This window comes from Paenibacillus sp. oral taxon 786 str. D14 (genome assembly GCF_000159955.1).
GTDB lineage: Bacteria > Bacillota > Bacilli > Paenibacillales > Paenibacillaceae > Fontibacillus > Fontibacillus phoenicis.
The window spans coordinates 337835-350946 of sequence record NZ_GG695971.1; the positions used below are offsets into that span (position 1 = coordinate 337835).

The window sequence follows — 13112 nt, forward strand, 5'->3', positions numbered from 1 at the left end:
AATAGACGATGGAACAAAACAATACGGGCAAGCTGCTGGATATCCGGCACACGATCCTGCTCAATGCACCCATCTCGCGGGTATGGGAGGCTGTAGCTACGTCGGAGGGGATTGCCGCCTGGTTTATGCCAAACAGCTTCCAGCCGGTATTAGGGTATGAGTTTGTCCTGCATGCCGGCCCGTTCGGAGACTCCCCGTGCAAGGTGACGGAATTGGAGCCGCCGCACCGGTTATCGTTTAATTGGGGCAAGGATTGGACGGTGACCTTCGAGCTGGAGGAAAAAGGGGAGCAAACTAAATTTACATTGATTCACGGCGGGTGGACCGTCGACCAAGTTACCGAATTCGGCGAGGCGCACGAGCTGGTTCGCGGCCGCATGGATCAAGGCTGGACCGGTATCGTCGCCAAGCTGGCCGAATACGTACAGGGGTAAGCCATGGCGGAGGCAGCCTCTGCAAAACATGACGTGTTCCAGGCGATTGCCGACCCAACGCGCCGGGAGCTTCTGAAGCTGCTGAGCGGGCAAGAGCTGCCGTTGAAGGACATCAGCAGCCGGTTCCCGATCAGCCGGACCGCGGTATCCAAGCACCTGCGCATCTTGGCCGAAGCCGGACTCGTGCGCGAGCGCAAGGTCGGTCGGGAGACGCGCTATCGCCTGGACGCCGACCCGCTGCTGGAGCTGAAGCGCTGGCTGGCGTATTACGAGCGGTTCTGGGAGAACAAGTTGTCCCTGCTCAAGCACTATGTTGAATCCGAACCGGGCGCGGAACCGGCGGGACTTCGCCCCGTCCCGACGCCGCCGTCCGGCAGCGCAAGCGAGACTCCGGGCGAATAAATGAAGCTCCGGCTGCACCTCAATAGGTGGTAAGCCGGAGGCTTTCCTCCTGTTCACGGCGGATTACTGGTCTCAGGGATTAAAAGGGGGCCGGACATCCTTCTGGCTTGGACAGGCTGTCTTCCCCGGGTCTCCCATCTGGTATATAATGGGTGTGGACTATTTCATCATGGCAAGTTACTTCCAAAAAACGCTCAAGGAGGTTGTTGACATGAAGTACGTCAGTTTGGGAAGAACCGGATTGAAGGTCAGCCGTTTGTGCCTGGGAACGATGAATTTTGGGCCAACGACGGATGAGAAGGAAGCGTTTAAAATCATGGACGCTGCGATTGATGCCGGCGTCAATTTCTTCGATACGGCTAACGTCTACGGCGGTACGTCGCATCGCGGCTGGACTGAGGAGATCATCGGCCGTTGGTTCGCGCAGGGCGGCGGTCGTAGAGAGAAGGTCGTGCTGGCGACGAAGGTGTACGGAGCGATGAGCGATCCTGCGTCGGATCCGAATGAAGGCAGTTCCGGCTTATCGGCCTACAAAATCCGCCGCCATCTGGACGATTCGCTGCGGCGGCTCGGCACGGACCATATCGAACTGTACCAGATGCATCATGTCGACCGGAACGTTTCTTGGGATGAGTTATGGAATGCTTTTGACATCGCGCAAAAACAAGGCAAGATCGGATACGTTGGCGCCAGCAACTTTGCCGGGCGGGATCTTGTGAAAGCCCAATATGAGGCGAAAGCCCGCGGGGCGCTGGGCCTTGTCTCCGAGCAGCATAAGTACAGCCTCCTGTGCCGTCTGCCGGAGCTGGAGGTTCTGCCTGCAGCCGAGGAGCTGGGGATCGGCGTCATCCCGTGGAGCCCGTTGGACGGAGGGATTCTCGGCGGGAATCTGAATCCGCAGCCGGGCTCGCGTACGGCCAAGCAGACCGAACGGATCGAGAAGCTGCGCCCGCAGCTGGAGCGGTTCAGCCAGCTGTGCAAAGAGCTGGGCGAATCGGAAGCCACGGTGGCCCTCGCCTGGACGCTGGCGCATCCGGCGGTTACGGCGCCGATTATCGGGCCGCGCACGCTGCAGCAATTTGAGGAATCGCTGCGGGTTGTCGAAGTCGAGCTGAGCGAGGAGACGCTGAAGGCCATCGACGAGATCTTCCCGGGTCCGGGCGGTGAAGCGCCAAAAGCCTACGCCTGGTAAAAGGCTATGCGAGGAAGGAACGAGACGATGATGCGATACGTACGGGGCACGGACCTGGACATGAACACGATATATCAGGCGTTTCAACGCGGTTTTGCCGATTATATCATCCAATTTAATTTGACCGAAGCGGAGTTTGCGGATCGATTTTTTGGTCCGGAAGGCAATGCGCGTGAGCACTCCTTCGTGGCTCTCGACGGCGAAGAACCCGTGGGGGTTGTCTTGGGCGGCAGCAAGGTCTACGAGTCCGTCCGAACGATGCGCTGCGGCGCGCTGGCCGTCAGCCCGGAATACCGCGGCAAGGGAGTAAGTGCAGGTTTGATGGGCCTGCACCGGGAGGAGGCGCTGCAAGCCGGTTGCAAGCAGTTGTTCCTGGAGGTCATTGCCGGGAACGACCGGGCGATCGCTTTTTATCTAAAAAGAGGATACCGCCGTGTGTACGACGTCTCGTTCTTCACCCTTCCCGATGCTTCCCGACTGGAAGCCCCGCTTGGGGCTTCTGCGGGAGTGCCGGTGGAGCGGATTACGTTCGAGACCTTCGCCGATCTGGTGGGCCCTTGGAGATATTTTCACATAAACTGGCAAAACGATTTGGAGTATCAGCAGCGAACTCCTTCCAACGTCTATTACGGCGTTCAGGTGGACGGTGAATGGGCCGGAGGGCTCTCGATTAGTCCAACTGGCAAGATTAATATGCTGATTGTCAGCAATCGGCATCGGGGTCAGGGCTTGGCCACCCGGATGTTGGTCGCTGCCCGCGAGGAGTTAGGCTTCGTGAAGTTCACCGCTTCCTTGCCGGATAATGCACTGCTGGAAGGATTTTTGGATCGGCATGGGTTTGTTCGCGATAAAATCAGCCTGCATGAGATGTACCTTCGCCTATAAAATGGGGGCATACCGGGCCTAAAAAGTGTTGACATAGTCCTTGGACATCGTTTATCATCATGTAGACCAATCGGTCTAATCTTACGCGGAAAGGTACCGGTATGCATGCCCAATCAGAATCCGACCCGTCAGTTGCTGATCGAAACAACGGCCAAGCTGCTGCAGTGCCAAGGCTATAACGCGACGGGGCTGAACCAGATCACTCAAATGAGCGGTGCGCCCAAGGGATCGTTGTATTACCATTTCCCCGAAGGGAAAGAGCAACTCGCGTGTGAAGCTGTTGTGTATACCAAGAACGTCACTTTGGAGAGCTTGCGCGCTGTACTGGACTCCACCGAAGATGCAGTTGGGGCTGTGCAAGCGTTGCTGCTTCTGATTGCCGACAACTATGATCGCGAGGATGCAACGCTGGGGGTGCCGATTGGCATCGTTGCCCATGAGACCGCCCGCAGCAACGAGAATATTCGTCAGGCTTGCTGTGACGTGTATAACGCTTGGATCGCTGAACTGGAGAAGAAATTTATCGCTTCCGGCTACAGTGCGGAAGAATCGGCGGATTTAGCCGTGCTGATCAATGGGATCGTCGAAGGTTCGATCATCATGTGCTTAACGCAGAAGAGCAGCCAGCCGCTGCACACAGCAGCTCGTCTGGTTCCGCGGCTTTTTCCTTCCTGAGCCCCGTTGCTCAGGAGCCCTTGCGGCAGAAGGAAGTGAGATCCGCGCCTCTTTCCTTAAATTTTGATATATAGAATGGTCTACACAACTTCCCCGTCGTGAACCCCAAGGCACGCTTTGCCTTGTTTATATAGATTAACCTAGAGAGAGGCGTAAAGTCCCAAAATAGGAGAAGATGGAGGTAACCCTACAAATGAATACATCATCGATGTCATCGGCTCATGGCGCCGGTGTGGAAGGGATCAGGCGTCTGCCGATTACGATCGCCCTGGTCATCGGGGCCTTTGTGTCCATATTAAATGAAACGTTGCTGAATGTGGCCTACACGGATTTGATGCAAGAACTGCGCGTGGGGCCTTCGACGATACAATGGCTTTCTACTTCTTATATGTTAGTGATTGGGATTCTGGTGCCGATTACGGCGCTGTTGATTCAATGGTTTACGACGCGGCAGATGTTTCTGTCGGCGATGATTCTGTTCTTGGTCGGAACGGTCGTCTGCGGGATTGCTCCTTCGTTTGGCGTGCTGCTGCTGGGTCGGATCATTCAAGCGATTGGAACAGGGTTGCTGCTTCCGGTCATGATGAACACCATTCTAACGATCTATCCTCCGGAAAAAAGAGGGGCGGCCATGGGCACGATCGGTCTGGTCATTATGTTTGGTCCGGCTATTGGTCCTACGCTGTCAGGCTTAATCCTGGATGTGCTGGATTGGCGCTGGCTGTTCTATCTGGTGATTCCGCTCGCGGTATTGTCCATTGTCTACGGAGCGCTGTATTTGCGGAACGTGTCGGTATTAACGAGACCGCGGGTGGATCTGCTGTCCATTCTGCTGTCAACGATTGGTTTTGGCGGTATCGTATACGGGTTTAGCCACGCGGGCGAAGGTGAAGGGTGGTCAAGTCCTGTTGTCTATACCTGCCTGGTTGCCGGATTTATCGCTTTAGTCTTGTTCGTTTGGCGGCAGCTGCGAGTCGCTGAGCCAACTCTGGACGTCCGCGTCTTCAAGTACCCGATGTTCGCCTTGTCGGCGATGCTGCTCATGGTCATGATGATGACCTTGTTCTCGACGCTGATTATCCTGCCGATGTACCTGCAGGGCGCACTGCTGTTGGCACCGTTCGCAGCCGGTCTCGTCTTGCTTCCCGGCGGGGTAATCAACGGTCTGATGTCGCCGGTGGCGGGGCGGCTGTTCGATAAATTCGGTCCGCGCGCGCTGATCGCGCCGGGGCTCATCATCGTTATCGCCACCTTGTGGTTCATGCGCGGCTTGTCGACGGACAGCTCGACCGGTGAGGTCATCGCCTTGCATATCACGTTATTGATCGGGATTTCCTTGGTGATGATGCCGGGGCAAACGACGGGGCTGAATCAGCTGCCTCGCAACTTATATCCGCATGGCACCGCGATCATGAACACGCTGCAGCAGGTGTCAGGCGCGATTGGTACCGCGCTGTTCATCAGCATCTTCTCGCATGGCCAAGAGCGTTACCTGAAGGCTTCGGCAAATCCGCAGGATCCGGCCGAGCTGGGGAACGCGCTGGTGTCCGGCATGCACCAAGCCTTTACCATTTCGATGTACGTTGGCGTGGTGGCGTTGTTGATCGGCTTGTTCTTGCGCCGCACCTACGCGCCGGAGGAAACGCAGGCAGCTGCGGGCAGCCATCCGGAGTTTAAGCCGGAGGTTCAACCGGAATCGCGTTAATCCTAAGGAATTCAAAGGCCGTCTATGCTCCAGACGGGCAAAGACCGGTTCGGTGGCAAGCTTCCATCGGACCGGTTTGTTGCGTTTACCAAATGTGAACATTCTGGAAAACTTGAGGATTTCGATTGATCATCCGGCAACTAACAGGGATGATGGAATAGGGGATTATTGCTTACCTGCAAATGGGGAGCAGGCAAGAACCAAGATGAACGGAGTGAGTTTTTCGTGCCTATTTCATCCCGTATGATCGGTGTGCTGCTGGCGCAGGTCGGCACGCCGGCGGAGCCGACGGCCAAGGCGGTGCGGCCCTTTTTGCGCCGTTTTCTATCCGACCGGCGCGTGATCGATTACCCGCCGCTGCTGTGGCAGCCGCTGCTGCGCGGCGTGATCCTGGCCGTTCGCCCCAAGCGCTCGGCCCGGCTGTATGCCCGCATTTGGGGCGAGGAGGGTTCGCCCCTGCTGGCGATCTCGCGCCGGCAGCAAAGCGGCCTGCAGCAGCGCCTTGGCGAGCGCTATAAGGTTGAGCTGGGCTTCGCCTACAGCGAACCGGACATCGCCCAGGCGGTAAGCCGCCTGGAAGCAGCGGGGGGGGGACCGTATCCTCGTGTTGCCGCTGTATCCGCAGTACTCGTCCACGACCACCGCCGCCATTTATGATGCGGCTTGCTTTGCCGCCCTCGGCAAGGACCGGCGCTCGGGTTCATCCGCGAAGCGCTTTGTGCCGGAGCTTCGCCTGGCGGGCGCCTTCTTCGACCATCCCGGCTATATTCGCGCGATGCAGACGCATCTAACCGCACTGCTGCAGCGCCTGCCGCAGCCGCCGGATCACTTCCTGCTGAGCTTTCACGGTATCCCGCAGCGGTATGCCGACGGCGGCGACCCGTACCCGGAGCAGTGCCGCGAAACCGCGCGCCTCTTGGCGGAGGCGATGGGCTGGACGCCTGAGCAATGGGATATCGCGTACCAATCGCGGTTTGGTCCGGAGACGTGGCTTGGACCCTCCACGGCAGAGCAGCTGCAGCGCTTGGTCGACCGCGGCGTGAAACGGCCGTTGGTGTTTACCCCCGGATTCGTCACCGACTGTCTGGAGACGTTGTATGAACTGGGGATTGAGGCGAAGGAGGAGTTCATTGCCCGATGCGGCGGCACCGTGGGCGATGATGGATTTACGGTCGCCCCCTGTTTAAACGATCAGCCGGATTGGCTGGACGTCCTCGCGGAGGTTGTCCGGACCCAAACGAAGGGCTGGATCGACGACTAATTGAACGCGGCCTGAAGCCGCAAGCTTTCCAAGGGAAGACAACTTCCCGAAATGGCTATACTGACAACAAGAAAGTACATAAGGAAGGGGCATCCGTTTATATGGAACGGTTTTTTAAGTTGAAGGAACATGGAACGACCATTCGAACCGAGCTGTTCGCTGGGTTAACCACCTTTCTGGCGATGGCCTACATCCTGGTCGTCAACCCCGCGGTGCTTAGCGCTGCGGGGGTTCCGTTTGATCAGGTGTTTATGGCTACGGTGATTGCGGCGGTCATCGGCACGCTGTTTATGGCGCTGTTCGCCGGGCATCCGATCGCCATCGCACCCGGCATGGGGTTAAACGCCTACTTTACGAGCGTTGTCGCCAGCACCGGGTTGTCTTATCAGACAGTGCTGGGCACGGTGTTTTTTGCCGGGGTACTGTTTCTGCTGCTGAGCTTCACCCGGCTGCGGGAAGCGCTGGTCCGCGCCATTCCTGATTCGCTGAAATTCGGTATTACCGCAGGTATCGGGTTATTCATCGCCTTTTTGGGGCTAAAAATGTCCGGTATCGTCGTGGCGAATCCCGACAACCTGGTGACGTTTGGCGATTTGCACCGCTCGGTGACTTTGCTGACCTTGTTTGGCGTCTTTGTCACGCTGGTGCTGATGGCCCGCCGTGTTCCCGGCGCGCTGTTTATCGGCATGGCGCTGACCGCGGTGCTTGGTTATTTCACTGGCCAGCTGAAATTGGACGGCTTCGTATCCGTCCCGCCGGCACCGGTCTTCTTCGATCTGGATTTGTCCGGCGTCTTTAGCCAAGGGCTGTATACAACCGTATTCGCATTTCTGCTCGTCACGTTGTTCGACACGACCGGCACGCTGATTGGCGTTACTGAACAAACCGGCGCGATGAAGAACGGCGAGCTTCCCCGGGCCAAGGCCGCGCTGCTCGCAGATGCGACGGCAACCACCATCGGCTCGATGTTTGGTACAAGCCCTACGACCGCCTACATCGAGTCGACGACCGGCGTGGCTGCGGGCGGCCGCACCGGCCTAACATCGCTCGTCGTCGCCGGACTGTTCCTGCTGTCGATGTTCATCTCGCCGCTGGTGGGAGCCATCTCTGGTCTTCCGGCCATCACCGCACCCGCCTTGATCATCGTCGGCTGCTTTATGATGGAAGGGCTGGCCCGGATTCAGTGGAAATCGTTCGACGAGGCGTTTCCGGCCTTCGCCATCCTGCTCATGATGCCGCTCACCGCCAGCATCGCCACCGGGATCGCCGTCGGGTTCATCACGTATCCTGTGATGAAGCTGGTCAGCGGCAAAGGGCGGGAGGTTCATCCGCTGCTTTACGTGTTTGGCGTGATCTTCGTGATTCAGCTGGCCTTTTTCCCGGCGCATTAGGAAATTGAAGAAGATTTTGTTACCCGTTTTAACCTGGGTGAGACCCTTTTTTCGGTAGGCCGTCATATAATGAACCTGTAAGCCATACAATGGAAATCCTGAGGCGGTAATTCGCTGGATGTGCTGACATAGAAAGGCGGACCTGACATGAAAAATTGGTTTACAGCGCTGCTTCCCCTGGCGCTCATTGTAATGTTGCCCGGGCTGGATGCCCATGCGCCGTCGTCCTTCGGATTCCTTCCGGGAGCGGGAACGGGAGCCAAGACGTCGGCCGTTGGAACGGCGGAGCTTAAGTTCCCCGATACGGTCACGGTATACTTGAACGCTGTGAAGCTTGGCTCTGACGGGGCAGTTCTCACGGCGGACCCGATCTTGTGGTATCAGGGGGATGAGGCGGCGGCGATCTTCGCAGAACGCGAACCGGATGCCGGGATTGACGGACCGCCGGACGGTTATTATATCGTAAATGAGACGGAGGAATCGGTGACTTATCCGGTTTCTACGGATGCTGAAGTTGTGCTGCAAATTTATGACCGGACCGGCAAGCCGGAGGATATCGAAATTAGGGCAAATGAAACCGTAACCTTACAGAAATTCAGCAAGTTATTCCAAAATACGGATCTGCTGGATCTCAGCCAATTCCCGTATCATCTCACGCTGAAGGATGGCAAGGCCGTCCGGATCGTGCAGCAATATGTGCCGTGAAATCCTGCATATGCATTAGACCAAAGTCGGAGCGTTCACTCCGGCTTTTTCATTTGGGTGTTGCTGATAAAATCGTGTAGCACAATTTTGCAGTTGTAGTATAATATTTCCTTAGACATAGTTCTTTGTACCTAAAATTTCCTATTGCGCCATTAGGATGAGCCTCACTTCAAGGGGGGAGAACGGATGAACGCCCACCAAATTCATAACAAAAACATCTGGATGTTAAAATTGCTTGTCGGCTTGTTTGTCGTTGCCAGTGTGCTGCAAATGCTTGTCCATCGGCATGTCGAAGTGGCGCAACCGATCTTGGGCGCTTCCCTGCTCTTGGTGCTGGCCGGATTTGTTATCAGACGCCGCTGGCCGCGTCTTACGATGATTTTAACGCTTGTGATGCTGTTCATTTACCTCAATGTTATGGTATTCACGGATTTGTCCGTGACCAGTTATATATTCCTGGGGCTGCTTCCGCTCCTCAGCTTGATGTATCATCATTATCTTGCGGTCGCTGTGGCAGGTGCACTTCATCTCCTGTCGATGCTGTATTTCGCGCTCGCAGACCGCGGGGCGCTGCTGACCGGTAAGCTGGAACGCGCCGACGCTGCTTTTTTTCTGGTATACGGCCTGTTTATTCTATCGTTTTGCTTGATCTATGTGTTGACCACGAAGATGTGGACGCCGCGCGCCGAAAGTGGCAAACAGCAATTGAACGATATCCTTGAAAGCGTATCCGTTGGGGTCTGGACTTATGATCTCAGTACAATGGAGTTGGAGGTTTCTGTCGGATTCGAGCAAATTACCGGATATTCGAGCGAGAGTTTGAAGGGGAAGCAGGTGCAGGAGATCGTTTACCCTGAGGACTTAAAGCTATTCTTCGAGATCCAGCATGAACTCATCCTCCAAAAAACCAACTCCGTGAAGGAATGCCGCATCGTTCGGCCGGACGGCGAAATCAAATGGCTCCAGAACCGGGCACGACCGTATTTCAACGCGCACGGGCACCTCGTAAGGCTGGAAGGAGTCATTATTGAAATTACGGAACGGAAGCAGCTAGAGGAAAAGATTCAATTCTTGGCCTATCATGACGAGCTGACTGGACTTGCCAATCGGGCAAAATTTAATGCGAAATACGAAGAAACACAGGGGCGAGGAGAGCCGGTCGCCCTGATGTTCCTGGATCTGGACAATTTCAAGGAAGTGAACGATACATACGGCCATGAAGCCGGGGATGAATTGTTGAAGCATATCGCAGGCCGGCTGGTTTCCCTGGTCCGGGCACAGGATATGGTTTGCCGTTTGGGCGGGGATGAATTCGTGATCCTGCTGGTGAACTTGCAGGAGGACGGGGTATTAAAAGTGCTGGACCGCATTCGATCCAGCCTGGCTGAAGGTTATGTGTATCGGGGAATGCGCATCAGCATCTCGGCCAGCATTGGCATCAGCCTGTCGCCGGACGGGAACGCCAGCTTAGAGGATATGCTTCGGCTCGCCGATGCAACGATGTATGACGTCAAGCGGGGCGGCGATTCGATCCGGATGACCGCTGAACCAAGCACGCCGCTGCCCAGCTGACCTATTTCTTCTCCCCTCTGTTTTCTTTCCGCTCCAAATAGATAGCTCCGAGCCACTGGCTTGCCGCAAACAAGACCACCATGCCAAGGACCAATAGAAAGCGGTTGTCTCCCTTGCGCAGCAGCAGCTGCAGCAGGAACAAGGCGACCGCCACCTCGGTCCACACCAGGCCGCGTTTGCGCAGCGCCTTGAGATCGTACGCTCCGGAACTCATTTTCCGCAAATTCCAAACGGCGATCACAGCGAGGATAAGGAGAAAGATCAAAGATCCAATCAGGTCTTCTGTGGAGAACATGGACAATACGCGAACCCCTCTTCTACGGTTTTGGTACAACTTACTTGCATTTTAGCTTAAGCCGTCAGGTCATGGCAAACGAATCGAATACATCGGCTTGCGAATTCTAGCCTAATGCCCTTTGTCAAGGACATATCCAACAGCCATTATTTCAAAAGTAAGATATCTTCTTTTTAACGAGATAAAAAGAGGATGATGGAGAATGGCGATCACCAAATTTCTCAAGCTGGTGGAAATCCAGACGAAGGCCGCAAGTATAATTCCGCTTCTGTTCGGCACGGTCTATGCTGTCTATCGGTTCCATGTGTTTGAGCCTTGGCATTTTGTGCTCATGCTGATTTCCTTGCTCAGCTTCGACATGACCACGACGGCGATCAACAACTATGTGGATTACAAAAAAGCGAACCGCAAGCACGGCTACGGCTACGAAAAACACAATGCCATCGTAAAATACGGCATGAATCCGGCCGCGGTGCTAGCACTGATTATTTTGTTGTTCATGATCGCGGTGACCGCGGGAGTGCTGCTCTTCCTTCAGACCGGGTGGCTGCTGCTGTTGCTTGGCGCGTTGTCGTTTGCGGTCGGCATCTTGTATTCTTTTGGGCCGATTCCGATTTCTCGGATGCCGCTGGGCGAAATTTTTTCCGGACTGTTCATGGGATTTGTTATTATATTTGTATCGGCTTACATCCACGCGGGCGACCGCTTGGCTTCACTGACACTGCAGGGCGGTACGGTAGTTCTCCAAGTTCATTTGCTGGAGACGCTGCTGGTATTTCTCATCTCCATACCGGCGATTCTTGGCATTGCCAACATCATGCTGGCCAACAATATTTGCGATATGGAAGAGGATATCGACAACAAACGCTACACCTTACCGATCTACATTGGAAAAGGGCCGGCGCTGATGTTGTTTAAGTTGCTCTATTATGCGGCCTATGTAGATGTCATCGTACTGGCGATCCTGGGGGTTCATCCGATTATTCTGCTGCTCGTGCTCCTCACAGTGGTGCCAGTGTCAAAAAATATCCGAACGTTTACCGCGCAGCCAACCAAGCAATTGACGTTTGGCTTGTCGGTGCAAAATTTCCTGCTAACCAATATGGCGCGTATTCTCGCGTTGGTTGTCGCCGCCGTTCTGCCCTTCTGACGATGGGACCCCGCGGCGAGGCATCCATGTGATCCGGGCCTGACGCGTGGGTTGGCAGACTTGAGGAGGAAGCAAAGACACGATGGACAATAGGGGCAAGCTGCGGATTGGAATGGTCGGCGGCGGTTGGCGGGCTGAATTTTATTTGCGCATTGCCCGCGCGCTGCCGAAGCGTTTTGGAGTTAGCAACATTTATATGCGGGACGAAGCAAAAGGCCGGGAAGTCGCCCGGACTTGGGGCGTCCCGGTCACGTCGCATTGGGAGGCGTTCCTGGAGCGGCGGGACTTCGACTTTGTGGTGTTGTCGTTGCCGCGTACGGTCACACCGGAGTATCTGGTCCGGCTCGCCGCAGCGGGCATTCCCGTTCTGACGGAGACGCCGCCGGCGGCCGATCTGGCCGGGCTGCACCAACTCTATGCAAGCGTGGGATCCGCAGCGAAAATTCAAGTGGCCGAGCAGTTCCTGTTCCAGCCGATGCATGCGGCTCGCCTTGCCGTCGTGCGGTCTGGCCTGCTGGGCGAGGTGTCGCACGTGCAGGTATCGGCGGGGCACGGCTACCACGGCATCAGCCTGATCCGGCAACTGCTCGGGGTGGGATTCGAGGATGCGGAAATCCGCGGGGAGCAGATTCAGTCCCCGCTGGTTCAAGGCCCCGGCCGCGGAGGCTGGCCAGTGGAGGAACGGATCGTCACCTCGTCCCAGACGATCGCGCTGTTGCGGTTCGGCGAGCGAACGGCATTGTTCGATTTTACCTACGATCAATATTTCTCGCCGATCCGGCGTCATCGCGTGCTGGTGCGCGGCGTCCGGGGTGAAATCGACGGCACCGAGCTCCGCTATCTCCGTGATTACCGCACCCCGGTGGAGCTGCAGCTGCGGCGGGTGGATGCCGGCCAGAACGGCAGCCTTTTGGGGTATTACCACGAGGGCGTGCTGGCCGGCTCCGAATGGGTTTACGTAAACCCGTTCCGGCCGGGACGGCTGACGGACGAAGAGATCGCCATCGCCACCAGCTTGGAGAAGATGGGGCAATACGTACATGGAGGCCCTTCGTTCTACAGCTTGGCGGAGGCAGCTCAGGACCAATACCTGTCCTTGATGATGGAGCAGGCAGTCCAATCTGGGCAGACGGTGCGGACCGAGCGTCAGCCTTGGGCCATCTAAAAACAACAAAAAGCAGGGTGAATCCATTGACGGGACTGACCCCATAGTGTGGGACAAATAAAAGCACCTTCAAGAAAATTTGCCCATGTCGTAAGATATGGAGACAACCTTGGAGGTGTTTTTTTTTCATTGGGAACAAGAGTTAGTTATCCCCCTAGAAGTTAAAATGAAGGCAATTGAAATGAAAATGTCTGGTACACCGGTGAAGGAAATTATGGAGCAATTAAATATCCGAAATAAGACACAAGCGGAAACTTGGATGAGATGGTATCGCAATGGC

The 13112-nt window shown here is 55.9% G+C and carries 14 protein-coding genes and 1 pseudogene; 14 read left to right on the forward strand and 1 reads right to left on the reverse strand.

All coding sequences use genetic code 11. The features are described from left to right. Positions 1 to 8 precede the first annotated feature (8 nt). From POTG_RS04545 to POTG_RS22660, 11 genes are all read left to right on the forward strand, one after another. Positions 9 to 434, forward strand: coding sequence for an SRPBCC family protein (locus POTG_RS04545; RefSeq protein ID WP_009223627.1), 426 nt, complete (start codon positions 9 to 11; stop codon positions 432 to 434). A 3-nt stretch (positions 435 to 437) separates the two neighbouring features. Further along, on the forward strand, positions 438 to 836 hold the full coding sequence (locus POTG_RS04550) for an ArsR/SmtB family transcription factor (RefSeq protein WP_009223628.1): 399 nt from the start codon (positions 438 to 440) through the stop codon (positions 834 to 836). A 211-nt stretch (positions 837 to 1047) separates the two neighbouring features. Continuing rightward, positions 1048 to 2028, forward strand: a complete 981-nt coding sequence (locus POTG_RS04555; protein WP_009223629.1) for an aldo/keto reductase — start codon at positions 1048 to 1050, stop codon at positions 2026 to 2028. A 27-nt stretch (positions 2029 to 2055) separates the two neighbouring features. Further along, positions 2056 to 2913 (forward strand): GNAT family N-acetyltransferase, encoded by an 858-nt coding sequence (locus tag POTG_RS04560; RefSeq protein ID WP_009223630.1) that lies wholly within the window; start codon positions 2056 to 2058, stop codon positions 2911 to 2913. 105 nt (positions 2914 to 3018) lie between these two features. Then, positions 3019 to 3588: a TetR/AcrR family transcriptional regulator gene (locus POTG_RS04565; protein WP_009223631.1), complete on the forward strand. Its 570-nt coding sequence runs from the start codon at positions 3019 to 3021 to the stop codon at positions 3586 to 3588. 208 nt (positions 3589 to 3796) lie between these two features. Continuing rightward, positions 3797 to 5293, forward strand: a complete 1497-nt coding sequence (locus POTG_RS04570) for an MDR family MFS transporter (protein ID WP_430050422.1) — start codon at positions 3797 to 3799, stop codon at positions 5291 to 5293. A gap of 225 nt (positions 5294 to 5518) precedes the next feature. Beyond that, positions 5519 to 5950 (forward strand): ferrochelatase, encoded by a 432-nt coding sequence (locus tag POTG_RS25095; RefSeq protein ID WP_198136156.1) that lies wholly within the window; start codon positions 5519 to 5521, stop codon positions 5948 to 5950. Beyond that, positions 5898 to 6554 (forward strand): ferrochelatase, encoded by a 657-nt coding sequence (hemH, locus tag POTG_RS25100; protein WP_050769691.1) that lies wholly within the window; start codon positions 5898 to 5900, stop codon positions 6552 to 6554. The genes POTG_RS25095 and hemH overlap by 53 nt, the downstream gene beginning before the upstream one ends. Positions 6555 to 6655: 101 nt before the next feature. Beyond that, positions 6656 to 7945: an NCS2 family permease gene (locus tag POTG_RS04580; RefSeq protein ID WP_009223634.1), complete on the forward strand. Its 1290-nt coding sequence runs from the start codon at positions 6656 to 6658 to the stop codon at positions 7943 to 7945. Between the two features lie 147 nt (positions 7946 to 8092). Further along, complete coding sequence (locus POTG_RS04585) at positions 8093 to 8650, forward strand: hypothetical protein (protein ID WP_009223635.1); 558 nt, start codon at positions 8093 to 8095, stop codon at positions 8648 to 8650. Positions 8651 to 8836: 186 nt separating this feature from the next. After that, on the forward strand, positions 8837 to 10222 hold the full coding sequence (locus tag POTG_RS22660; RefSeq protein WP_009223636.1) for a sensor domain-containing diguanylate cyclase: 1386 nt from the start codon (positions 8837 to 8839) through the stop codon (positions 10220 to 10222). Position 10223: 1 nt separating this feature from the next. Here POTG_RS22660 and POTG_RS04595 read toward each other — a convergent pair whose 3' ends face one another. Then, positions 10224 to 10436 (reverse strand): hypothetical protein, encoded by a 213-nt coding sequence (locus POTG_RS04595; RefSeq protein ID WP_157273311.1) that lies wholly within the window; start codon positions 10434 to 10436, stop codon positions 10224 to 10226. A gap of 283 nt (positions 10437 to 10719) precedes the next feature. Between POTG_RS04595 and menA the strand changes: the two genes are divergently transcribed. From menA to POTG_RS24630, 3 genes and pseudogenes are all read left to right on the forward strand, one after another. Continuing rightward, positions 10720 to 11667 carry a 1,4-dihydroxy-2-naphthoate polyprenyltransferase gene (gene menA / locus POTG_RS04600; protein WP_009223638.1) on the forward strand — a complete coding sequence of 316 codons (948 nt, stop codon included), beginning with the start codon at positions 10720 to 10722 and terminating at the stop codon, positions 11665 to 11667. Positions 11668 to 11749: 82 nt separating this feature from the next. Beyond that, positions 11750 to 12832 carry a Gfo/Idh/MocA family protein gene (locus tag POTG_RS04605; protein WP_009223639.1) on the forward strand — a complete coding sequence of 361 codons (1083 nt, stop codon included), beginning with the start codon at positions 11750 to 11752 and terminating at the stop codon, positions 12830 to 12832. Positions 12833 to 12961: 129 nt separating this feature from the next. Continuing rightward, positions 12962 to 13112, forward strand: a pseudogene (locus tag POTG_RS24630) (helix-turn-helix domain-containing protein); the annotation flags it as partial.